General features: G+C 58.1%; 21 protein-coding genes. 16 read left to right on the top strand and 5 right to left on the bottom strand.

Annotation, left to right across the window (positions count from 1 at the left end; genetic code table 11):
* The first annotated feature begins 79 nt into the window (after positions 1 to 79).
* Positions 80 to 2,623: a class I adenylate cyclase gene (gene cyaA / locus AC2FAJ_RS21480; RefSeq protein ID WP_041911828.1), complete on the top strand. Its 2,544-nt coding sequence runs from the start codon at positions 80 to 82 to the stop codon at positions 2,621 to 2,623.
* A gap of 43 nt (positions 2,624 to 2,666) precedes the next feature.
* Here the strand turns inward: cyaA and cyaY are convergent, their stop codons facing one another.
* Positions 2,667 to 2,987, bottom strand: coding sequence for an iron donor protein CyaY (gene cyaY, locus AC2FAJ_RS21475; RefSeq protein WP_041911829.1), 321 nt, complete (start codon positions 2,985 to 2,987; stop codon positions 2,667 to 2,669).
* A gap of 135 nt (positions 2,988 to 3,122) precedes the next feature.
* Here cyaY and lptM point away from each other — a divergent pair, with 135 nt between their 5' ends.
* The 8 genes from lptM to corA all read left to right on the top strand — a co-directional run bounded on the left by lptM (position 3,123) and on the right by corA (position 10,054).
* Positions 3,123 to 3,326 carry an LPS translocon maturation chaperone LptM gene (lptM, locus tag AC2FAJ_RS21470; RefSeq protein ID WP_041911830.1) on the top strand — a complete coding sequence of 68 codons (204 nt, stop codon included), beginning with the start codon at positions 3,123 to 3,125 and terminating at the stop codon, positions 3,324 to 3,326.
* 35 nt (positions 3,327 to 3,361) lie between these two features.
* On the top strand, positions 3,362 to 4,186 hold the full coding sequence (gene dapF, locus AC2FAJ_RS21465) for a diaminopimelate epimerase (protein ID WP_028014795.1): 825 nt from the start codon (positions 3,362 to 3,364) through the stop codon (positions 4,184 to 4,186).
* Positions 4,183 to 4,890 (top strand): DUF484 domain-containing protein, encoded by a 708-nt coding sequence (locus AC2FAJ_RS21460; RefSeq protein ID WP_028014794.1) that lies wholly within the window; start codon positions 4,183 to 4,185, stop codon positions 4,888 to 4,890. Before dapF ends, AC2FAJ_RS21460 begins: the two co-directional genes overlap by 4 nt.
* On the top strand, positions 4,887 to 5,789 hold the full coding sequence (gene xerC / locus AC2FAJ_RS21455; protein WP_059357714.1) for a tyrosine recombinase XerC: 903 nt from the start codon (positions 4,887 to 4,889) through the stop codon (positions 5,787 to 5,789). The genes AC2FAJ_RS21460 and xerC overlap by 4 nt, the downstream gene beginning before the upstream one ends.
* Complete coding sequence (yigB, locus tag AC2FAJ_RS21450; protein ID WP_485454507.1) at positions 5,789 to 6,505, top strand: 5-amino-6-(5-phospho-D-ribitylamino)uracil phosphatase YigB; 717 nt, start codon at positions 5,789 to 5,791, stop codon at positions 6,503 to 6,505. The genes xerC and yigB overlap by 1 nt, the downstream gene beginning before the upstream one ends.
* Before the next feature lie 79 nt (positions 6,506 to 6,584).
* Positions 6,585 to 8,747, top strand: a complete 2,163-nt coding sequence (gene uvrD / locus AC2FAJ_RS21445; protein WP_041911833.1) for a DNA helicase II — start codon at positions 6,585 to 6,587, stop codon at positions 8,745 to 8,747.
* Between the two features lie 149 nt (positions 8,748 to 8,896).
* Complete coding sequence (gene ysgD / locus AC2FAJ_RS21440; RefSeq protein WP_212743980.1) at positions 8,897 to 8,953, top strand: YsgD/CorL family protein; 57 nt, start codon at positions 8,897 to 8,899, stop codon at positions 8,951 to 8,953.
* 150 nt (positions 8,954 to 9,103) lie between these two features.
* Positions 9,104 to 10,054, top strand: a complete 951-nt coding sequence (gene corA, locus AC2FAJ_RS21435; RefSeq protein WP_008501540.1) for a magnesium/cobalt transporter CorA — start codon at positions 9,104 to 9,106, stop codon at positions 10,052 to 10,054.
* Between the two features lie 42 nt (positions 10,055 to 10,096).
* On the opposite strand, the gene rarD is transcribed toward corA, so the two are convergent.
* Both rarD and yigI read right to left on the bottom strand, forming a co-directional pair.
* The gene (rarD, locus tag AC2FAJ_RS21430) at positions 10,097 to 10,993 is read right to left on the bottom strand and encodes an EamA family transporter RarD (protein WP_193359251.1); all 897 of its coding nucleotides are present in this window, start codon (positions 10,991 to 10,993) and stop codon (positions 10,097 to 10,099) included.
* Between the two features lie 51 nt (positions 10,994 to 11,044).
* Entirely contained in the window at positions 11,045 to 11,512 is a 468-nt protein-coding gene (yigI, locus tag AC2FAJ_RS21425) for an acyl-CoA thioesterase YigI (RefSeq protein WP_028014789.1), read from the bottom strand.
* Positions 11,513 to 11,674: 162 nt separating this feature from the next.
* Between yigI and pldA the strand changes: the two genes are divergently transcribed.
* The 3 genes from pldA to rhtC all read left to right on the top strand — a co-directional run bounded on the left by pldA (position 11,675) and on the right by rhtC (position 15,146).
* Complete coding sequence (gene pldA, locus AC2FAJ_RS21420) at positions 11,675 to 12,544, top strand: phospholipase A (protein WP_028014788.1); 870 nt, start codon at positions 11,675 to 11,677, stop codon at positions 12,542 to 12,544.
* A 90-nt stretch (positions 12,545 to 12,634) separates the two neighbouring features.
* A complete protein-coding gene (recQ, locus tag AC2FAJ_RS21415; RefSeq protein ID WP_485454506.1) occupies positions 12,635 to 14,464 on the top strand; it encodes an ATP-dependent DNA helicase RecQ in 1,830 nt (609 codons plus the stop codon).
* A gap of 61 nt (positions 14,465 to 14,525) precedes the next feature.
* Positions 14,526 to 15,146 (top strand): threonine export protein RhtC, encoded by a 621-nt coding sequence (rhtC, locus tag AC2FAJ_RS21410; RefSeq protein WP_010426287.1) that lies wholly within the window; start codon positions 14,526 to 14,528, stop codon positions 15,144 to 15,146.
* Here rhtC and rhtB read toward each other — a convergent pair.
* Positions 15,143 to 15,763 (bottom strand): homoserine/homoserine lactone efflux protein, encoded by a 621-nt coding sequence (gene rhtB, locus AC2FAJ_RS21405; RefSeq protein WP_028014786.1) that lies wholly within the window; start codon positions 15,761 to 15,763, stop codon positions 15,143 to 15,145. The genes rhtC and rhtB overlap by 4 nt on opposite strands.
* Before the next feature lie 111 nt (positions 15,764 to 15,874).
* On the opposite strand from rhtB, the gene pldB reads away from it, so the two are divergent.
* The 3 genes from pldB (at position 15,875) to AC2FAJ_RS21390 (ending at position 18,675) form a co-directional block, all read left to right on the top strand.
* A complete protein-coding gene (pldB, locus tag AC2FAJ_RS21400) occupies positions 15,875 to 16,867 on the top strand; it encodes a lysophospholipase L2 (RefSeq protein ID WP_041911835.1) in 993 nt (330 codons plus the stop codon).
* Positions 16,868 to 16,892: 25 nt separating this feature from the next.
* Entirely contained in the window at positions 16,893 to 17,693 is an 801-nt protein-coding gene (yigL, locus tag AC2FAJ_RS21395) for a sugar/pyridoxal phosphate phosphatase YigL (RefSeq protein ID WP_485454505.1), read from the top strand.
* Between the two features lie 82 nt (positions 17,694 to 17,775).
* A complete protein-coding gene (locus AC2FAJ_RS21390) occupies positions 17,776 to 18,675 on the top strand; it encodes a carboxylate/amino acid/amine transporter (protein WP_032644934.1) in 900 nt (299 codons plus the stop codon).
* Here the strand turns inward: AC2FAJ_RS21390 and metR are convergent.
* Positions 18,563 to 19,516 carry an HTH-type transcriptional regulator MetR gene (gene metR, locus AC2FAJ_RS21385; protein ID WP_028014783.1) on the bottom strand — a complete coding sequence of 318 codons (954 nt, stop codon included), beginning with the start codon at positions 19,514 to 19,516 and terminating at the stop codon, positions 18,563 to 18,565. The genes AC2FAJ_RS21390 and metR overlap by 113 nt on opposite strands.
* A gap of 115 nt (positions 19,517 to 19,631) precedes the next feature.
* Between metR and metE the strand changes: the two genes are divergently transcribed.
* Positions 19,632 to 21,893, top strand: a complete 2,262-nt coding sequence (gene metE, locus AC2FAJ_RS21380; RefSeq protein WP_485454504.1) for a 5-methyltetrahydropteroyltriglutamate--homocysteine S-methyltransferase — start codon at positions 19,632 to 19,634, stop codon at positions 21,891 to 21,893.
* Positions 21,894 to 21,898: the final 5 nt, after the last annotated feature.

The raw sequence follows: 21,898 nt of genomic DNA, 5'->3' as shown, positions 1-21,898 counted from the left end.
TCTTTTTGAAATACTGCGGGCTCGCTGTTATTCGTGTTTTGAATAGCTTACGACACCCGGAAACATCAGGCGATACGTCTTGTACCTCTATATTGAGACTCTGAAACAGAGACTGGATGCCATAAATCAACTGCGTGTGGATCGCGCGCTTGCTGCCATGGGCCCTGCTTTCCAGCAGGTATACAGTCTGCTGCCGACATTATTGCACTATCACCACCCGCTAATGCCTGGCTACCTTGATGGTAACGTTCCCCAGGGCATTTGCCTCTTCACGCCTGATGAAACCCAACAGCATTATTTGAACGAGCTGGAACTTTACCGCGGCATGCCGCCTCAGGTTTCTCCGAAAGGTGAACTGCCGATTACCGGCGTTTACTCCATGGGGAGCACCTCATCGGTAGGGCAAAGCTGTTCTTCGGACCTGGACATCTGGGTCTGCCATCAGTCCTGGCTCGACAACGAAGAGCGCCAGCTGCTGCAGCGTAAATGCAGCCTGCTGGAGAGCTGGGCGGCATCGCTCGGCGTGGAAGTGAGCTTCTTCCTGATTGATGAAAACCGTTTCCGCCATAACGAAAGCGGCAGTCTGGGTGGTGAGGACTGCGGCTCGACCCAGCACATTCTGTTGCTGGATGAGTTTTACCGTACTGCCGTTCGCCTGGCCGGGAAACGTATTCTGTGGAATATGGTGCCGTGCGATGAAGAAGAGAATTATGACGATTACGTCATGTCGCTTTACTCGCAGGGCGTACTGACGCCAAACGAATGGCTGGACCTGGGCGGCCTCAGCTCCCTGTCCGCCGAAGAGTACTTTGGCGCAAGCCTCTGGCAGCTCTACAAGAGCATTGATTCACCGTACAAAGCGGTGCTGAAAACCCTGCTGCTGGAAGCCTACTCGTGGGAATACCCTACGCCGCGCCTGCTGGCGAAAGATATCAAGCAGCGCCTGCACGATGGCGAAATTGTCTCCTACGGGCTCGACGCCTACTGCATGATGCTGGAGCGCGTTACCGAATACCTGAAAGCCATTGATGACGCCACGCGTCTTGACCTGGTGCGTCGATGTTTCTATCTCAAGGTCTGTGAAAAGCTGAGCCGTGAGCGCGCCTGCGTGGGCTGGCGTCGTGAAGTGGTCAGTCAGCTAGTGAAAGAGTGGGGATGGGACGAAGCGCGTCTGTCCATGCTCGACAACCGGGCCAACTGGAAAATCGATCAGGTGCGTGAAGCACACAACGAACTGCTCGATGCGATGATGCAAAGCTACCGTAATCTGATCCGCTTTGCGCGCCGCAACAACCTCAGCGTTTCCGCCAGCCCGCAGGATATCGGGGTGTTAACCCGTAAGCTGTACGCCGCGTTTGAAGCGCTGCCGGGCAAAGTGACCCTGGTTAACCCGCAGATTTCGCCTGACCTGTCTGAACCAAACCTGACCTTTATCTATGTGCCGCCGGGCCGCGCGAACCGCACCGGGTGGTATCTGTACAACCGTGCGCCAAGCATGGATTCCATCATCAGCCATCAGCCGCTGGAATATAACCGCTATCTGAACAAGCTGGTGGCGTGGGCCTGGTTTAACGGCCTGCTGACCTCGCGCACGCGCCTGTTTATCAAAGGCAACGAGGTGGTCGATTTAGCCAAGCTGCAGGAGATGGTGGCGGATGTGTCGCACCACTTCCCGCTGCGTCTGCCTGCCCCAACGCCAAAAGCGCTCTACAGCCCGTGTGAGATTCGCCATCTGGCGATCATCGTCAACCTGGAATACGACCCGACGGCGGCCTTCCGCAATCAGGTGGTCCATTTTGACTTCCGCAAGCTGGACGTCTTCAGCTTTGGCGAGCAGCAAAACTGCCTGGTGGGCAGCGTAGACCTGCTGTACCGCAACTCGTGGAACGAAGTGCGTACCCTGCACTTCAACGGCGAGCAGGCGATGATTGAAGCGCTGAAAACCATTCTCGGCAAGATGCACCAGGACGCCGCGCCGCCGGACAGCGTCGAAGTGTTCTGCTACAGCCAGCACCTTCGCGGTTTAATTCGTACCCGCGTGCAGCAGCTGGTGTCTGAATGCATCGAACTGCGTCTATCCAGCACCCGCCAGGAAACCGGGCGCTTTAAAGCGCTGCGCGTCTCCGGCCAGACCTGGGGGCTATTCTTCGAGCGTCTGAACGTGTCGGTACAGAAGCTGGAAAACGCTATCGAGTTCTACGGCGCGATTTCACACAACAAGCTGCACGGCCTGTCGGTTCAGGTGGAAACCAACCACGTCAAGCTGCCGCAGGTGGTGGATGGCTTTGCCAGTGAAGGGATTATTCAGTTCTTCTTTGAAGAGTCGGGCGACGATGCCGGGTTCAACATCTACATTCTGGATGAGACCAACCGCGCCGAGGTGTATCACCACTGTGAAGGCAGCAAAGAGGAACTGGTGCGCGACGTCAGCCGCTTCTACTCTTCCTCGCATGACCGCTTCACCTACGGTTCCAGCTTTATCAACTTCAACCTGCCGCAGTTCTACCAGATTGTGAACGTAGATGGGCGAGCGCAGGTGATCCCGTTCCGTACGCAGGCAATTACCCCTGCGGCGCCTGCGAATCAGGATACCGCACCGCTGTTGCAGCAGTATTTTTCCTGAGGCTTTTCGCCCGGTAAGGCGTAGCCGCCACCGGGCAACAAAACTACCTGAAACGCACTTCCTCGCCCGCCTGCGCGGTCGCCGCCTGTTCCAGCAGATCCCAGAACGTTTCGCCGCTGCGATCGCAAACCCACTCGTCACCCTTCAAATCAAAGTGATAGCCGCCCTGTTTGGCCGCCAGCCACACCTGGTGAAGCGGCTCCTGACGGTTAATAATAATTTTGCTGCCGTTTTCGAAGCTCAGGGTCAGAATGCCGCCGTTGATTTCACAATCGATATCGCTGTCGCCGTCCCAGTCGTCGATACGTTCTTCGATGGTCATCCACAGGGTGTCGGCAAGGCGATGGAATTCACTGTCGTTCATGGTTTTGTTCCTGTTTTTCGTGATGGCGGCAGTATAACGCTAAATAATTCCCGTTGCAGGAAAGCGGCAAACTCTTGCTTTTGTGTCTTCTCCTGCGATGATAGAAACAGATTTGAACTTACGGGCAACTTTATAATGAAAAACGCTTTCCGAACGCTTGCCGTTCTCATCACGCTGTTTAGCCTGACCGGCTGCGGACTGAAGGGACCACTCTACTTCCCGCCTGCGGATAAAACCGCGCCGCCGCCGACAAAACCGGTTAACAGCGGCATCGAGTCTTCCACGCCAAAGACTAACGATCGTGGCGATAACGGCGGTCCGACTCAGGTTAACCTCTGACGACAACGTTCTGTACCCGCGCAATGGAGCAAATGATGCAGTTCTCTAAAATGCATGGCCTTGGCAACGATTTTATGGTCGTCGACGCGGTAACGCAGAATGTGTTTTTCTCCCCGGAACTGATCCGCCGCCTGGCGGATCGGCACGTGGGCGTGGGGTTCGATCAGCTGCTGGTGGTTGAGCCGCCCTACGATCCTGACCTCGATTTCCACTACCGTATTTTCAACGCTGACGGCAGTGAGGTTAACCAGTGCGGCAATGGCGCGCGCTGTTTCGCCCGCTTTGTCCGCCTGAAAGGGCTCACCAATAAGCGCGATATCCGCGTCAGTACCGCCAACGGTCGTATGGTGCTCAGCGTTACCGACGATGAGCTGGTGCGCGTCAATATGGGCGAGCCTAACTTCGAGCCTTCCGCCGTGCCGTTTCGCGCAAACAAAGCGGAAAAGACCTATATTATGCGGGCGGCCGAGCAGACAGTATTGTGCGGCGTTGTCTCGATGGGTAACCCGCACTGCGTGATTCAGGTGGATGACGTGGAAACCGCGGCGGTCGAAACGCTCGGTCCGGTGCTGGAGAGCCACGAGCGGTTCCCGGAGCGGGCGAACATCGGCTTTATGCAGGTGATGAAGCGTGAACACATCCGTCTGCGGGTTTACGAGCGCGGCGCGGGCGAAACCCAGGCCTGCGGAAGCGGCGCCTGTGCGGCGGTGGCCGTCGGTATCTCCCAGGGGTTACTGGCAGAAGAGGTTCGCGTGGAATTACCGGGCGGTCGTCTTGATATCGCCTGGAAAGGAGCGGGTCATCCACTGTACATGACTGGCCCGGCGACACATGTTTATGACGGGTTTATCCATCTATGAAACAACCAGGGGAAGAACTGCAGGAAACAGTGACGGAACTGGACGACAGCGCTGTTGTTGATTATCTGCTGAACAATCCTGAGTTTTTTATTCGCAATGCACGCGTCGTCGAACGAATGCGCGTGCCGCATCCGGTTCGCGGGACCGTGTCGCTGGTCGAATGGCACATGGCGCGCTCGCGTAACCACATCAACCAGCTTGAAGAGAACATGACGCTGCTGATGGAGCAGGCCAGCACCAACGAAAGCCTGTTCTATCGCCTTCTGCACCTGCAGGCGCGTCTGGCCTCGGCGCACAGCCTTGAAGAGTTTCTCAGCCGCTTCCATCGCTGGGCGCGCGAGCTGGGGCTGGCGGGCGCAACGATTCGTCTGTTCCCTGACCGCTGGCGCATCGGCGCACCGTCGGGGTTCACCCATCTGGCGCTCAGCCGTCAGGCGTTTGAGCCGCTGCGCATTCAGCGCCTGGGTCATGAGCATCACTATCTGGGGCCGCTGAACGGACCTGAGCTGCTGGTAGTGCTGCCGGAAGCCAAAGCGATTGGCTCGGTGGCGATGTCGCTGATGGGGCGCGATGGCGACCTGGGGGTAATATTATTTACCAGCCGCGACGCGCACCACTATGAGCAGGGGCAAGCCACGCACCTGCTGCAGGAGATCGCCCTGATGCTGCCCGAGCTGCTGGAGCGCTGGATTGAACGCGTATGACGGACGGACTGCTCGCCACTGACGTCACCCGGTTTCTGCGCTATCTCGGCGTGGAACGTCAGCTCAGCCCCATCACGCTGCTCAACTATCAGCGTCAGCTTGATGCCATCATGCAGATTGCCGAAGAAATCGGCCTGAAAAGCTGGCAACAATGTGACGCCGCCACGGTACGCGGGTTCGTCGTGCGTAGCCGTAAAAAAAACCTTAGCCCGGCGAGCCTTGCGCTCCGGCTCTCTGCCCTGCGCAGCTTCTTCGACTGGCTGGTCAGCCAGGGGGGCTTAAAAGCCAACCCGGCAAAAGGGATCGCCACGCCGAAGGCGCCGCGCCATCTGCCGAAAAATATTGACGTCGACGACGTAAACCGCCTGCTGGATATCGATCTGAACGATCCGCTGGCCGTGCGCGACCGCGCGATGCTGGAGGTAATGTACGGTGCGGGCCTGCGTCTCTCCGAACTGGTGAACCTCGACTTAAAGCATCTCGATCTGGAATCCGGCGAAGTGTGGGTGATGGGCAAGGGCAGCAAAGAGCGCCGCCTGCCGATTGGCCGCAACGCCGTCTCCTGGATTGAGCACTGGCTGGATCTGCGCGGCCTGTTTGGCGCGGAAGAGGATGCGCTGTTTTTATCAAAGCTCGGCAAGCGGATCTCCGCGCGTAACGTGCAGAAGCGCTTTGCGGAGTGGGGCATCAAGCAGGGGCTGAACAGCCACGTGCATCCCCACAAGCTGCGCCACTCTTTTGCGACACACATGCTGGAATCGAGCGGCGATCTGCGCGGCGTACAGGAACTGCTTGGCCACGCGAATCTGTCGACCACTCAAATCTACACCCACTTAGACTTCCAACACCTTGCCTCGGTGTATGACGCGGCGCATCCACGCGCCAAACGGGGGAAATAATGCGTTTTTACCGCCCACTCGGTCAGATCTCAGCCCTGACGTTTGACCTTGATGACACCCTTTATGACAACCGCGAGGTGATCCTGCGTACCGAGCAGGAGTCGCTGGCGTTTGTGCAGAACTACCATCCCGCGCTGAAGGCGATGCAGAACAAGGACTTCCAGAAGCTGCGTCAGTCCCTGCGGGAGACCGAGCCGGACATTTACCACGACGTGACCGAATGGCGTCGTCGCGCGGTTGAGCAGGCGATGCTGAACGCGGGTCTGAGCGCACAGGATGCCGCCGTCGGTGCCGAAGCGGCAATGGAAAACTTCGCCAAATGGCGTAGCCGCATCGACGTGCCGCAGGAAACCCACGACACGCTGGCGAAGCTTGCCGAAAAGTGGCCGCTGGTGGCCATCACCAACGGCAATGCCCAGCCGGAGCTGTTTGGCCTCAGCGATTATTTTGAATTCGTGCTGCGCGCGGGTCCGCACGGGCGCGCGAAGCCGTTCAGTGACATGTACCATCTGGCGGCAGATAAGCTTAACCTGCCGCTGGGTGAGATCCTGCACGTGGGCGATGACCTGACCACCGACGTGGCCGGTGCCATCCGCTGCGGCATGCAGGCCTGCTGGACCAAGCCAGAAAATGCGGAGCTGATGACCGCAACAGACAGCCGTCTTCTGCCGCACGTGGAAATTTCGCGGTTGGCATCCCTCACGACGCTGATATAATCATCAATTGTTCTGTATAAATTAACAGGGTTTTGGCGAGTGGAAACATTTGCCTGCCCGACATGACGTGACGGTGCCAATGGACGTTTCTTACCTGCTCGACAGCCTTAATGACAAACAGCGTGACGCGGTTGCCGCCTCGCGCACCAACCTGCTGGTTCTGGCTGGGGCGGGGAGTGGTAAGACACGCGTGCTGGTTCACCGTATCGCCTGGCTGCAGAGCGTGGAAAACTGCTCACCGTACTCGATTATGGCCGTGACGTTTACCAACAAGGCGGCGGCGGAGATGCGTCACCGTATCGCCCAGCTGATGGGCACCAGCCAGGGCGGCATGTGGGTTGGCACCTTCCACGGCCTGGCGCACCGTCTGCTGCGCGCGCACCATATGGACGCTAACCTGCCGCAGGATTTCCAGATCCTCGACAGCGAAGATCAGCTCCGTCTGCTGAAGCGCCTGATCAAGGCGATGAACCTCGATGAGAAGCAGTGGCCGCCGCGTCAGGCGATGTGGTACATCAACGGTCAGAAAGACGAGGGGCTGCGCCCGCACCACATTCAGAGTTTCGGCAACCCGGTCGAGCAGACCTGGCAGAACGTCTATAAGGCCTATCAGGAGGCGTGCGATCGCGCCGGCCTGGTGGATTTCGCCGAGCTGCTGCTGCGCGCCCACGAGCTGTGGCTCAACAAACCGCATATCCTGCAGCACTACCGCGAACGCTTCACCAACATCCTGGTGGACGAATTCCAGGATACCAACAACATCCAGTACGCGTGGATCCGCCTGCTGGCCGGAGATACCGGCAAGGTGATGATCGTGGGCGATGACGACCAGTCGATCTACGGCTGGCGCGGCGCGCAGGTGGAAAACATCCAGCGCTTCCTCAACGATTTTCCCGGCGCGCAAACCATCCGACTGGAGCAGAACTACCGCTCAACCAGCAACATCCTGAGCGCGGCCAACGCCCTGATTGAGAACAACAACGGGCGTCTGGGCAAAAAGCTGTGGACCGACGGCGTCGACGGCGAACCGATCTCAATTTACTGCGCCTTCAACGAGCTCGACGAAGCCCGCTTCGTGGTGAACCGCATCAAAACCTGGCAGGACAACGGCGGCGCGCTGGAGCAGTGCGCCATTCTCTACCGCAGCAACGCCCAGTCGCGCGTGCTGGAAGAGGCGCTGCTGCAGGTAAGCATGCCGTACCGCATTTACGGCGGCATGCGATTCTTCGAACGTCAGGAGATCAAAGATGCGCTTTCGTATCTGCGCCTGATCGCCAACCGCAACGACGACGCGGCGTTTGAGCGCGTGGTGAACACGCCGACTCGCGGGATTGGCGACCGTACGCTGGACGTGGTGCGTCAGGCCTCGCGCGATCGCCAGCTGACGCTGTGGCAGGCGTGCCGCGAGCTGCTGCAGGAAAAGGCCCTTGCCGGACGCGCCGCCAGCGCGCTCCAGCGCTTCCTGGAATTAATTGATGCCCTGGCGCAGGAAACCGCCGACATGCCGCTGCACGTGCAGACCGACCGGGTGATTAAAGACTCCGGGCTGCGTACCATGTACGAGCAGGAAAAAGGCGAAAAGGGGCAGACCCGTATTGAGAACTTAGAGGAACTGGTCACGGCAACGCGCCAGTTCAGCTACAACGAAGAAGACGAAGACCTGATGCCGCTGCAGGCGTTCCTCTCTCACGCCGCACTGGAGGCGGGTGAAGGGCAGGCGGACACCTGGCAGGACGCGGTTCAACTGATGACCCTGCACTCCGCCAAAGGTCTGGAGTTCCCGCAGGTGTTTATCGTCGGCATGGAAGAGGGCATGTTCCCAAGCCAGATGTCGCTCGATGAAGGCGGGCGTCTGGAAGAAGAACGTCGTCTGGCTTATGTGGGCGTGACGCGAGCGATGCAGAAGCTGACGCTAACCTACGCTGAAACCCGCCGCCTGTACGGTAAAGAGGTCTATCACCGTCCGTCGCGCTTTATCGGTGAACTGCCGGAAGAGTGCGTGGAAGAGGTGCGTCTGCGCGCCAGCATCAGCCGTCCGGTTAGCCATCCGCGCATGGGCTCGCCGATCTCTGAAACCGACACCGGCTACAAGCTGGGCCAGCGCGTGCGCCATTCGAAGTTTGGCGAAGGTACCATTGTGAATCTGGAAGGCAGCGGCGAGCACAGCCGCCTGCAGGTCGCGTTCCAGGGGCAGGGGATCAAATGGCTGGTGGCGGCCTACGCGAAGCTGGAAACAGTCTAACATTCAGAAAAATATCATTATTTTGTAATAATCTGCTAGCCTTATACAGTGAAGGTCAATTAATGCCCTTCAGCGTTCCGTTGCGTGTTGACGCCACAGTTACTGCTGGCGTAACATGCGCGCACGATTACGCTAAGAGGACATTCGCCTTGGACACACCCAGTAGATACTGGCTCAATTCCCTGTCATCCAGGAACAACTCCTAAGGCTATCTCCTCATGCTGATGGCCTTAGTGGTTGTCAGCGACTGCATTATTCCCGTCGCGCTGAGTCAGGCTGTTTAATGGTCTGAAACCCAATTTGTTTCTGTGTGCCCACCGAACTGTCCGATATTTTTTGCATTGGGAGTCCCGGTCATGTTGAGCGCATTTCAACTCGAAAATAACCGACTGACTCGGCTTGAAGCCGAAGAGTCACAGCCCCTCATTGATGCCGTATGGGTGGATCTGGTCGAGCCGGACGACGATGAGCGCCTTCGCGTACAATCTGAGCTGGGGCAAAGCCTGGCAACCCGCCCGGAACTGGAAGACATCGAAGCCTCCGCGCGTTTCTTTGAAGATGAAGACGGCCTGCACATTCACTCCTTCTTCTTCTTTGAAGATGCGGAAGATCACGCGGGCAACTCCACCGTGGCGTTTACCATTCGCGACGGTCGTCTGTTTACTCTGCGTGAACGCGAACTGCCGGCATTCCGTCTCTACCGCATGCGCGCCCGCAGCCAGGCGATGGTGGACGGTAACGCTTACGAGCTGCTGCTCGATCTGTTCGAAACTAAAATTGAACAGCTGGCGGACGAAATTGAAAACATCTACAGCGATCTGGAAAAGCTGAGCCGCGTGATCATGGAAGGCCATCAGGGGGATGAGTACGACGAAGCGCTTTCGACGCTGGCAGAGCTGGAAGATATCGGCTGGAAGGTGCGCTTGTGTCTGATGGATACCCAGCGCGCGCTGAACTTCCTGGTGCGCAAGGCGCGTCTGCCGGGCGGTCAGCTGGAGCAGGCGCGTGAGATCTTACGCGATATCGAATCCCTGCTGCCGCACAACGAATCCCTGTTCCAGAAGGTGAACTTCCTGATGCAGGCGGCGATGGGCTTTATCAACATCGAGCAGAACCGCATTATCAAGATCTTCTCGGTAGTGTCCGTGGTGTTCCTGCCGCCGACGCTGGTGGCGTCCAGCTACGGGATGAACTTCGAGTTTATGCCGGAGCTGAAGTGGAGCTTTGGCTACCCGGGGGCGATTATCTTTATGATCCTCGCCGGGCTGGCACCATATCTGTACTTTAAGCGTCGGAACTGGCTGTAAAATCTGGCGGGTGGCGCTGCGCTTACCCGCCCTACAAAACACCTACATTCCTCTGCGGGTTCTGCGCTGGGTATAAATCGCATCGGCGACGAAAATCGCCAGCGCCACCCAGATAAAGGCAAAGGTCACCATCTTATCCGCACCCGGCACTTCGCCGTAAAACACCACCGCCAGCAGGAACATCAGCGTCGGGCCAATGTACTGGAAGAAGCCCAGCGTGGAGAGGCGCAGGCGCGTTGCCGCACCGGTGAAGCACAGCAGCGGAATGGTGGTCACTACGCCCGCCGCCATCAGCATCAGGTTTAGCGACCACGGGTTGCTGCCCATATGGCTGGTGGTGCTGTCGGCGATACCGAACAGATAGATCGCCGCCACCGGGAGCAGCCACAGGGTTTCAAACAGCATCCCGGTTTGCGCTTCCACCGCAATTTTCTTACGTACCAGGCCGTAAAAAGCAAAGCTGAACGCCAGACCGAGGGCGATAACCGGCAGCGATCCAAAGGTCCACAGCTGCACCAGCACGCCGCAGAAGGCGAGAATCACCGCCACCCACTGCATCCGGCGGAAGCGTTCGCCGAGGAAAATCATCCCCAGCACGATATTCACCAGCGGGTTAATGAAGTACCCCAGGCTCGCTTCGAGCATGTGGTGGTTATTCACCGCCCAGATAAACAGCAGCCAGTTGCCGCCGATCAGCACCGCAGAAAGCGCCAGCAGGAAGACCTTTTTAGGGGTTTGCAGCAGCGTTTTGACGCCGGACCACTGACGGCTGAGGCTCATCAGCGCGATCATAAAGAAAAACGACCAGATGACGCGGTGAGTGAGGATCTCGTCGGCCGGAACATAGGCGATAAATTTGAAATACGCCGGGGCGATACCCCAAATAAAATAAGCGGCAAGGGCGAGTAAAACGCCCTGCCGCGTCTGTTTAGCATCCATCGGGAAAATCCGTGACAAAAAAGTGAATCAATTTTACCCGAATTTGCCGCCTCAACCCACCATATAAGTGGCGGTTGCGCTGGCGATATAAACCTGCTCCTCGTTATGCAGCTCAACGCGGGCAACGGCAACTTTATTCCCGGCACGCAGCAGGCTGCTGGTGCAGGTAAAGCGGTTTCCGCGCCCCGGGCGAAGATAGTCGACGCGTAAATCAATGGTGCCCATGCGCGCCAGACGCTGGCGGAGTTCATCTTCGTTGATGGTGTCATGGCGCGTCAGCGTACTGCCCACGCAGACCAGACCTGCCGCCACGTCCAGCGCGGAGGCAATCACCCCGCCGTGCAGAATACTTTGCGCCCAGTTGCCCACCATCATCGGCTGGTTGTTGAAACTCAGCTGGGCAAACTCTTTCTCGTAACGCTCCAGCTCAAGACCCAGCGCACGGTTAAACGGCATATGGTAAACAAAAATCTCGCCCACGAGTTTTAACACTTCTTCGGCGGTAAGCATGGCTGACATGAGACATTACATCCTTATTGTTAATGAAATGTTGATTTTATGCTTCAGCAATAAGGAATTCCACTTTCAGAAACGAGGATGCAGCAGTTATCGCAGAAGTCTGTAGAATGTTCGCCTCATAACTATTCAGGTAATTTTACTCTTTGCAGGAGAACACCACCGATGCGGACGTATCTGGCCTGGTTACTGGCGGCGGTTGCGCTGCCCCTCACAGCATATGCGCAGGAAGCGACGATTAAAGAAGTCCATGATAAACCTGCCGTTAAGGGCAGCATTATCGCCAATATGCTGCAGGAGCATGACAATCCGTTCACGCTCTACCCGTATGACACGAACTACGTGATTTATACCCAAACCAGCGATCTCAACAAAGAAGCGATAAGCTCCTATAACTGGTCTGATAATGCGCGTAAGGATGAGGTGAAGTTCCAGCTTAGCCTCGCGTTCCCGTTCTGGCGCGGTATTCTGGGGCCAAACTCGGTGCTCGGCGCGTCTTATACGCAGAAATCCTGGTGGCAGCTCTCCAACAGCGGCGAATCTTCACCGTTCCGTGAAACCAACTATGAGCCGCAGCTTTTCCTCGGCTTCGCAACGGACTATGAATTTGCTGGCTGGACGCTGCGCGACGTCGAAGTGGGCTTTAACCATGATTCTAACGGACGTTCCGATCCAACCTCCCGTAGCTGGAACCGCGCCTATACGCGCCTGATGGCGCAGAACGGTAACTGGATGGTGGAAGTGAAGCCGTGGTATGTGCTCGGCAGCACCGATGACAACCCGGATATCACCAAATATATGGGCTACTACCAGCTCAAGGTCGGCTACCAGCTTGGTGATGCCGTGCTGAGCGCGAAAGGCCAGTACAACTGGAACACCGGCTACGGCGGTGCGGAGCTCGGTCTGAGCTACCCGGTGACGAAGCACGTGCGTCTCTATACCCAGGTGTATAGCGGCTACGGCGAGTCGCTGATCGACTACAACTTCAATCAGACTCGCGTTGGCGTGGGCGTAATGCTGAACGATATTCTCTAAGCTGCTCGAATGTTTTTGCGTTAAACGTTGAAGTTTCTCTCTCAGGCGCTGAAAATAGCGCCTGTTTTATTTTTCGCAAATGGGGTTAACGTGGCGCAGGCGGAAGTATTGAATCAGGAGTCGCTGGCTAAACAGGTTTTGCATGAAACCTTTGGCTACCAGCAGTTCCGCCCCGGCCAGGAAACCATCATTGAAACGGTTCTGGAAGGCCGCGATTGCCTGGTGGTGATGCCGACCGGCGGCGGTAAATCCCTCTGTTATCAGGTGCCCGCGCTGGTGCTTAACGGCCTGACGGTCGTGGTATCGCCTCTCATTTCCCTGATGAAAGACCAGGTCGACCAGCTGCTCGCCAACGGCGTGGCGGCGGCCTGCCTGAACTCGACCCAAACCCGCGAGCAGCAGCAAGAGGTGATGGCCGGGTGCCGCACCGGGCAGATCCGCCTGCTGTATATCGCGCCGGAACGCCTGATGCTGGATAACTTCCTCGACCATCTCGCGCACTGGAATCCGGTTCTGCTTGCGGTGGATGAAGCGCACTGTATCTCCCAGTGGGGACACGATTTCCGTCCGGAATATGCTGCCCTCGGCCAGCTGCGTCAGCGCTTCCCTGAACTGCCGTTTATGGCGCTTACCGCCACGGCGGACGACACCACGCGTCTGGACATTGTTCGCCTGCTGGGGCTGAACGACCCGTATATTCAGGTCAGCAGCTTCGACCGCCCGAACATCCGCTACATGCTGATGGAAAAATTCAAGCCGCTGGACCAGCTCCTGCGCTACGTTCAGGAGCAGCGCGGCAAGTCCGGCATCATCTACTGCAACAGCCGTGCGAAGGTGGAAGACACCGCCGCGCGTCTGCAAAATCGCGGCTTTAGCGCCGCGGCCTATCACGCCGGGCTGGAGAACCACATCCGCGCCGACGTGCAGGAGAAATTCCAGCGCGACGACCTGCAAATCGTCGTCGCGACGGTGGCGTTCGGGATGGGCATCAACAAGCCGAACGTGCGCTTTGTGGTGCATTTCGACATTCCGCGCAATATCGAATCCTACTATCAGGAGACCGGCCGCGCCGGCCGTGACGGCCTGCCTGCGGAAGCGATGCTGTTTTACGATCCGGCCGATATGGCGTGGCTGCGCCGCTGTCTGGAAGAGAAGCCGCAGGGACAACTCCAGGACATTGAGCGCCACAAGCTCAACGCGATGGGTGCCTTCGCTGAAGCGCAAACCTGCCGCCGTCTGGTGCTGCTCAACTACTTTGGTGAAGGGCGACAGGAGCCGTGCGGCAACTGCGATATCTGCCTCGATCCGCCAAAGCAGTACGATGGTCTGATGGACGCGCGCAAAGCGCTCTCGACCATTTACCGCGTGAATCAACGCTTCGGGATGGGCTACGTGGTGGAAGTGCTGCGCGGTGCCAATAACCAGCGTATCCGCGACTTGGGGCACGACAAGCTGCCGGTTTACGGCATCGGTAAAGACCAGAGCCACGAGCACTGGGTCAGCATTATTCGTCAGCTGATCCACCTCGGCTTTGCCACACAGAACATTGCCCAGCACTCCGCGCTACAGCTGACCGAAGCAGCGCGTCCGGTGCTGCGCGGTGACGTTGAGCTCAAGCTCGCCGTGCCGCGCGTGGTCGCCCTCAAGCCGCGCGTGATGCAGAAATCCTACGGCGGTAACTATGACCGCAAGCTGTTTGCCAAGCTCCGCAAGCTGCGTAAAGCTATCGCTGACGAAGAGAACATCCCGCCATACGTGGTGTTCAACGACGCGACGCTGATAGAGATGGCCGAGCAGATGCCGCTCAGCGCCAGCGAAATGCTCAGCGTTAACGGCGTGGGGACGCGCAAGCTGGAGCGCTTCGGTAAAGAGTTTATGGCGCTTATCCGCTCTCACGCCGATGGTGATGATGAGGAGTAGTCAGCCGGGCGAAAAAGTGCCAGGATGATGACTCACTGAATTATTTCCCCGCGAGCTAATTATGTTAATGCTATTTCTCACCGTGGCGTTAGTGCACATCGTTGCGCTGATGAGCCCTGGCCCAGACTTTTTCTTCGTGTCGCAAACTGCCGTCAGCCGCTCCCGCAAAGAGGCGATGATGGGCGTGCTCGGTATTACCATGGGCGTTATGGTCTGGGCGGCGGTCGCGCTGCTCGGTCTGAACCTGATCCTGGCGAAGATGGCCTGGCTGCATAACATCATTATGGTTGGCGGCGGGCTGTACCTGTGCTGGATGGGCTACCAGATGCTGCGCGGGGCGCTGAAGAAAGAAGAGAAAAAACCGGAAGAGCCAAAGGTAGAGCTGGCAACGGGCGGCCGCAGCTTTGTAAAAGGGCTCCTGACTAACCTGGCAAACCCGAAAGCGATTATCTATTTCGGATCCGTGTTCTCGCTGTTTGTGGGTGACAGCGTCGGCGCAGGCGCGCGCTGGGGGATCTTCCTGCTGATCGTTGTTGAGACGTTCGCCTGGTTCACTATTGTTGCCAGCCTGTTCGCCTTACCGGCGATGCGCCGCGGCTATCAGCGCATCGCGAAGTGGATCGACGGCTTCGCCGGCGCGCTGTTCGCCGGCTTCGGCATTCATCTCATCATCTCTCGCTAAGCATGACGCGCTGACGCAAGCAGCGCGCCAACCAGCATAAACAGCGAACCAAAGACTTTATTCAGGGCCTTCATCTGCTTAGGCCCTTTGATCCACGCCGCTATCCGCTGCGCCAGCGTCGCGTAACCAATCATCACGATGATATCGACAATAATGGTGGTCGCGCCCAGCACCACGTACTGCATGACCTGAGGCTGATGTGGCACGATAAACTGTGGGAAAAGGGCGGCGAGGAACACAATGCTTTTCGGGTTCGTCAGGTTCACGAACACCGCGCGCTTAAACAGATGGCCGCGCGTTTGCGTCCTGGAGAGCGTATTCAGGTCAATCGAGCCTGCCGCGCGCCACTGCTGGATACCGAGCCAAATCAGATACGCCGCACCGGCCCATTTCAGTACCTCAAAGGCCAGCACCGAACGAGAGAACAGCGTCCCCAGACCAATCCCCACCAGCACAATATGAATGCCGAGCCCGGTCTGTAAACCGGCAATGGACGCCGCCGCACCGCGATAGCCGTGGTTGATGGAGGTGGTCATAGTGTTAATGGCGCCAGAGCCGGGTGAAAGGCTAAGGATGATTGATGTCAGCAGGTAGGCGAACCACCACTCGAAGGTCATTTGAAGCTCCCGAACCGTCTATTTTTATGCCACAATACGCTATTGTTGAGTCATTTTGTGACCAGTGACGAAAAAAAACGATATTCCCTGGATTACGTGAGTGGAAACCCAATGTTTCAGCAGAAAAAGGACTGGGAAACACGAGAAAACGCGTTTGCTGCTTTCTCAATGGGGCCGCTGACCGATTTCTGGCGGCAGCGTGAGGAAGACGAGTTTACGGGCGTCGGTGGCATCCCGGTGCGCTTCGTTCGCTTCCGCAATGAAAAAAATGACCGGGTGATCGTGGTCTGCCCCGGGCGTATCGAAAGCTACGTTAAATATGCCGAACTGGCCTACGACCTGGTCAACATGGGGTTTGACGTGCTGATCATCGACCACCGTGGACAGGGGCTGTCCGGGCGCATGCTGCCGGATACGCACCGCGGACATGTGGATCACTTCAGCGATTATGTCGACGATTTTGCCGCGTTCTGGCAGCAGGAAGTTCAGCCCGGCCCCTGGCGCAAGCGGTACATCCTTGCGCACTCCATGGGCGGCGCCATTTCGACGCTGTTTTTGCAGCGGTATGAGCACCAGTGCGACGCCATTGCGCTCACCGCGCCGATGTACGGTATTGTCATTCGTTTTCCCGACTGGATGGTGCGCCATCTTCTCGACTGGGCTGAGGGCCATCAGCGCATTCGTGAAGGCTATGCCATCGGAACCGGACGCTGGCGCGCATTGCCGTTCGCCATCAACGTCTTAACCCACAGTCGGCAGCGCTATCGCCGCAACCTGCGCTTTTATGCCGATGAACCGCGCTTGCGCGTCGGCGGCCCGACCTGGCACTGGGTGCGTGAGGGTATTCTGGCCGGTGAGCAGGTGCTGGCAGGCGTAGGCGATGATGACACGCCGACGCTTCTGATTCAGGCGGAGGAAGAGCGTGTGGTGGATAACCGCATGCATGACCGCTATTGTGAACTGCGCGCTGCCGCCGGTCACCCTTGTGAAGGGGGTAAACCGCTGGTCATCAACGGCGCGTACCATGAGATCCTTTTTGAAAAGGACGCTATGCGCTCAGTCGCGCTTAACGCCATCGTCGAGTTTTTCGACCGGCATAACTGATTTTCTATTGAGGTTAAATTTTCCTATGTACCAGGTTGTTGCATCTGATTTAGATGGCACGCTGCTTTCCCCCGACCACACCCTGTCGCCTTATGCGAAAGAGACCTTAAAGCTTCTGACCGCCCGTGGCGTGAACTTTGTGTTCGCTACCGGCCGCCACCACGTGGACGTGGGGCAGATCCGCGATAATCTGGAGATCAAGTCGTACATGATCACCTCCAACGGTGCGCGCGTGCATGATACCGACGGCAACCTGATCTTCACCCATAACCTGGATCGCGATATTGCTGCCGATCTCTTCGGCGTGGTGCATAACAATCCGGCTATCGTCACCAACGTATACCGTGACGACGAATGGTTCATGAACCGCCACCGCCCGGATGAAATGCGTTTCTTCAAGGAAGCGGTATTCAACTACTCCCTGTATGAGCCGTGCCTGCTGGATCCAGAGGGGATCAGCAAGGTGTTCTTCACCTGCGACAGCCACGAAGAGCTGCTGCCGCTTGAGCAGGCGATCAACGCCCGCTGGGGCGATCGCGTCAACGTGAGCTTCTCTACCCTGACCTGTCTGGAAGTGATGGCGGGCGGCGTTTCCAAAGGTCACGCGCTCGAAGCGGTTGCGAAACGTCTGGGCTTCGCGCTTAAAGACTGTATCGCCTTTGGCGACGGCATGAACGACGCCGAGATGCTCTCTATGGCGGGCAAAGGCTGCATCATGGAAAACGCGCACCAGCGCCTGAAGGATCTGCATCCGGAGCTGGAGGTCATCGGCACCAACGCAGACAACGCGGTACCGAAATACCTGCGCAAACTGTTCCTTGAATAATCTTCATTCGGTTGTTTATTGTTCAGTTGTCAACTAAAGAGTTCGCTACAATGCCTGTCCTTCTTTCTGAGAGACAAGCATTGTGGCGCTACTCATTATCACCACTATCCTGTGGGCCTTCTCCTTTAGCCTGATTGGCGAATACCTTGCCGGTTCGGTCGACAGCTACTTCTCGGTGCTAATGCGCGTGGGGCTGGCGGCGCTGGTGTTTCTGCCGTTCCTGCGCACGCGCGGGCAATCGCTGAAAACCATTCTGCTGTACATGCTGGTGGGGGCGATGCAGCTTGGCATCATGTATCTGTTCAGCTTCCGGGCTTACGTCTACCTGTCCGTCTCCGAATTCCTGCTCTTTACCGTGCTGACGCCGCTCTATATCACCCTGATCTACGACCTGCTCAGCAGGCGCCGTCTGCGCTGGGGATATCTGCTAAGCGCCGCGCTGGCGGTTATTGGCGCGGCGATCATTCGCTACGACAAAGTTAGCGATCACTTCTGGACAGGGCTGATGTTCGTCCAGCTTGCCAACATCAGCTTTGCCATTGGTATGGTGGGCTACAAGCGCCTGATGGAAACCCGCCCGATGCCGCAGCACAACGCGTTTGCGTGGTTCTATATGGGTGCGGCGATCGTCGCGGTGGCGGCGTGGTTTATGCTCGGCAACCCGCAAAAGCTGCCGACCACCACCGTGCAGTGGAGCGTTCTGGTCTGGCTGGGCGTGGTGGCGTCGGGGCTGGGGTACTTTATGTGGAACTACGGCGCTACGCAGGTAGACGCCGGTACGCTGGGGATCATGAACAACGTGCACGTCCCGGCGGGGCTGCTGGTGAACCTTGCCATCTGGCAGGAACAGCCGCACTGGCCGAGCTTCCTTATTGGGGGGGCGGTGATCCTGGCTTCACTGTGGGTCCATCGCCGCTGGGTCGCTCCGCGCTCCGCACAAACGGAAGATGGTCGCACGCGTGGTTCCGCGCTGAGCGAATAAACGCCTCCGTAACCGGCTGACGCTGCTCGCCATCGCGCACGGCGGCGTACAACCGGCTCCACAGTCCTTCCCCCAGGGTTTTGGTGACCACCAGACCCTGGCGTTCAAAGCTCTCAACCACCCAGTGCGGCAGCGCCGCGATACCCATGCTGGCCGCCACCATCTGGATCAGCAGCAGGGTGTTATCCACGCTTTTCAGTTGAGGGCTGATGCCTGCCGGCTGCAGAAAATGACGCCAGATATCCAGGCGGCTGCGCTGAACCGGGTAAATCAGCAGCGTTTCTGTCGCCAGATCTTCCGGCGTAATGCGCGTTTTGGCCGCCAGCGGATGGTCCGGCGCCAGCACCAGACGCACCTCAAAATCAAACATCGGCGAATAGTGCAGGCCGCTGCGCGGCAGGATGTCGGACGTCATCACCAGATCCAGCTCGCCCTGCTGGAGCGAGGGCTGCGGGTCGAACGTCACGCCGGATTTAAAGTCCATCTCCACCTGCGGCCACTTCTGGCGAAAGTTCTCAAGCGCGGGGGTCAGCCACTGAATACAGCTGTGGCACTCAATGGCGATCCGCAGTTTGGTCTGCTGCGGCTCGTTACACGCCTGCAGCGCGCTGGCGATCTGCGGCAGTACCTGATTCGCCAGTTGAAGAAGAATTTCACCCTGCGGCGTAAAGCGCAAAGGCTGGCTCTTACGCACAAAAAGACGAAATCCGAGGCGTTGTTCCAGATCGCTGAACTGGTGAGAAAGGGCGGACTGGGTCTGGTGCAGCGTGGCCGCCGCCGCCGCGAGCGAACCGCAGTTCCGCAACGCTTGTAGCGTTTTCAGGTGTTTAATCTCGATCATGAAAGTCCTTCACTCCGCCATGAACATTTTGCGCTTGAGGAATATACAGTACCTGCCAATTATAGATGTGTAAACATCTGGACGTCTAAATAACAAATTTCACAAGGGGCATACCATGACAATCCGCACTCACACTCTCGGTTTTCCTCGCGTTGGCCTGCGTCGCGAGCTGAAAAAAGCGCAAGAAAGCTACTGGGCGGGCAACGCCACCCGTGAAGAACTCCTGGCGGTGGGGCGGGAGCTGCGCGCCCGTCACTGGGATCAGCAAAAACAGGCGGGTATTGACCTGCTGCCTGTGGGCGATTTCGCCTGGTACGACCATGTTCTGACGACCAGCCTGCTGCTGGGCAACGTGCCGGCTCGTCATCAGAACAAAGATGGATCGGTGGATATCGACACCCTGTTCCGCATCGGCCGTGGCCGCGCGCCAACGGGTGAGCCAGCGGCAGCGGCGGAAATGACCAAGTGGTTTAACACCAACTATCACTATATGGTGCCGGAGTTCGTCAAAGGTCAGCAGTTTACGCTGGCCTGGACGCAGCTTCTGGACGAAGTGGATGAAGCACTGGCGCTGGGCCACCAGGTGAAGCCCGTATTGCTGGGGCCGGTAACCTACCTGTGGCTGGGTAAAGTGAAGGGCGAACAATTTGACCGCCTCAGCCTGCTGAACGATATTCTGCCGGTCTATAAGCAGGTGCTGATTGAGCTGGGCAAGCGCGGCATTCAGTGGGTGCAAATCGACGAACCCGCGCTGGTGCTGGAGCTGCCGCAGGAGTGGCTCGATGCCTTCAAACCGGCGTATGACGCGCTCACCGGCCAGGTGAAGCTGCTGCTGACCACCTATTTCGAGGGCGTGACGCCGAACCTCGACACTATCACCGCGCTGCCGGTTCAGGGCCTGCACGTTGACCTGGTTCACGGTAAGGACGATGTCGCAGAGCTGCACAAGCGCCTGCCTGAGGAGTGGTTGCTCTCCGCCGGTCTGGTCAACGGCCGTAACGTCTGGCGCGCCGATCTGACCGAGAAATACGCCCAAATTAAAGACATCGTCGGCAAACGCGAGCTGTGGGTGGCATCATCATGCTCGCTGCTGCACAGTCCGATCGATCTGAGCGTGGAGACCCGTCTCGACCCTGAAGTGAAAAGCTGGTTTGCCTTCGCCCTGCAAAAATGTGAAGAGCTGGCACTGCTGCGCGACGCGCTCAACAGCGGCGACACGGCGGCGATTACCGACTGGAGCGCACCGATTCAGGCGCGTCGTCACTCGGCTCGCGTGCACAACCCGGCGGTAGAAAAACGTCTGGCGGCCATCACCGCCGGGGACAGCCAGCGTCAGAGCCCGTACGAGGTACGTGCCGAAGCCCAGCGCGCCCGCTTCAACCTGCCCGCATGGCCGACCACGACCATCGGTTCATTCCCGCAAACTACCGAGATCCGCGGCCTGCGTCTGGACTTCAAAAAGGGCAATTTGGATGCGAATCACTACCGCACCGGCATTGCGGAACACATCAAGCAGGCGATTATCGAGCAGGAACGCCTCGGGCTGGACGTGCTGGTGCACGGTGAAGCCGAGCGTAACGACATGGTGGAATATTTCGGTGAGCACCTGGACGGCTTCGTCTTTACCCAGAACGGCTGGGTACAGAGCTACGGCTCCCGCTGCGTGAAGCCGCCGGTGGTCATTGGCGACGTCAGCCGCCCGGAACCGATCACGGTGGAGTGGGCGAAGTACGCCCAGTCCCTGACCGACAAGCCGGTAAAAGGCATGCTGACCGGCCCGGTGACCATCCTCTGCTGGTCGTTCCCGCGCGAAGACGTGACCCGTGAAACCATCGCCAAACAGATCGCCCTGGCGCTGCGTGATGAAGTGGCGGATCTGGAGGCGGCGGGGATTGGCATCATCCAGATTGACGAACCGGCGCTGCGCGAAGGTTTGCCGCTGCGCCGCAGCGACTGGGATGCTTACCTGCAGTGGGGCGTGGAAGCGTTCCGCATCAACGCCGCAGTGGCGAAGGACGACACCCAGATCCACACCCATATGTGTTACTGCGAATTTAACGACATCATGGATTCGATTGCCGCGCTGGATGCAGACGTGATCACCATCGAGACCTCGCGTTCAGACATGGAACTGCTGGAGTCGTTTGAAGAGTTCGACTACCCGAACGAAATTGGGCCGGGCGTGTACGACATTCACTCCCCGAACGTGCCGAGCGTGGAGTGGATTGAGGCGCTGCTTAAAAAAGCCGCTCAGCGCATCCCGGCGGAACGCCTGTGGGTAAACCCGGACTGCGGCCTGAAAACCCGCGGCTGGCCGGAGACGCGTGCGGCGCTCGCCAACATGGTGAAGGCGGCGCAGAATTTGCGTCAGGCTTGATGACG

It is taken from the genome of Enterobacter cloacae complex sp. 385G4 (genome assembly GCF_057320665.1).
This window is presented reverse-complemented; position numbering and strand designations above follow the sequence as displayed.

Bases quoted from the DNA above. Each gene is read 5' to 3' on its own strand.
- AC2FAJ_RS21460 (WP_028014794.1), top strand. From the start codon at position 4,183: ATGAAACAACCAGGGGAAGAACTGCAGGAAACAGTGACGGAACTGGAC.
- cyaY (WP_041911829.1), bottom strand. From the start codon at position 2,987: ATGAACGACAGTGAATTCCATCGCCTTGCCGACACCCTGTGGATGACC.
- xerC (WP_059357714.1), top strand. From the start codon at position 4,887: ATGACGGACGGACTGCTCGCCACTGACGTCACCCGGTTTCTGCGCTAT.
- metR (WP_028014783.1), bottom strand. From the start codon at position 19,516: ATGATCGAGATTAAACACCTGAAAACGCTACAAGCGTTGCGGAACTGC.
- dapF (WP_028014795.1), top strand. From the start codon at position 3,362: ATGCAGTTCTCTAAAATGCATGGCCTTGGCAACGATTTTATGGTCGTC.
- yigB (WP_485454507.1), top strand. From the start codon at position 5,789: ATGCGTTTTTACCGCCCACTCGGTCAGATCTCAGCCCTGACGTTTGAC.
- yigL (WP_485454505.1), top strand. From the start codon at position 16,893: ATGTACCAGGTTGTTGCATCTGATTTAGATGGCACGCTGCTTTCCCCC.
- pldB (WP_041911835.1), top strand. From the start codon at position 15,875: ATGTTTCAGCAGAAAAAGGACTGGGAAACACGAGAAAACGCGTTTGCT.
- rhtC (WP_010426287.1), top strand. From the start codon at position 14,526: ATGTTAATGCTATTTCTCACCGTGGCGTTAGTGCACATCGTTGCGCTG.
- lptM (WP_041911830.1), top strand. From the start codon at position 3,123: ATGAAAAACGCTTTCCGAACGCTTGCCGTTCTCATCACGCTGTTTAGC.
- rarD (WP_193359251.1), bottom strand. From the start codon at position 10,993: ATGGATGCTAAACAGACGCGGCAGGGCGTTTTACTCGCCCTTGCCGCT.
- pldA (WP_028014788.1), top strand. From the start codon at position 11,675: ATGCGGACGTATCTGGCCTGGTTACTGGCGGCGGTTGCGCTGCCCCTC.
- uvrD (WP_041911833.1), top strand. From the start codon at position 6,585: ATGGACGTTTCTTACCTGCTCGACAGCCTTAATGACAAACAGCGTGAC.
- corA (WP_008501540.1), top strand. From the start codon at position 9,104: ATGTTGAGCGCATTTCAACTCGAAAATAACCGACTGACTCGGCTTGAA.
- rhtB (WP_028014786.1), bottom strand. From the start codon at position 15,763: ATGACCTTCGAGTGGTGGTTCGCCTACCTGCTGACATCAATCATCCTT.
- yigI (WP_028014789.1), bottom strand. From the start codon at position 11,512: ATGTCAGCCATGCTTACCGCCGAAGAAGTGTTAAAACTCGTGGGCGAG.
- metE (WP_485454504.1), top strand. From the start codon at position 19,632: ATGACAATCCGCACTCACACTCTCGGTTTTCCTCGCGTTGGCCTGCGT.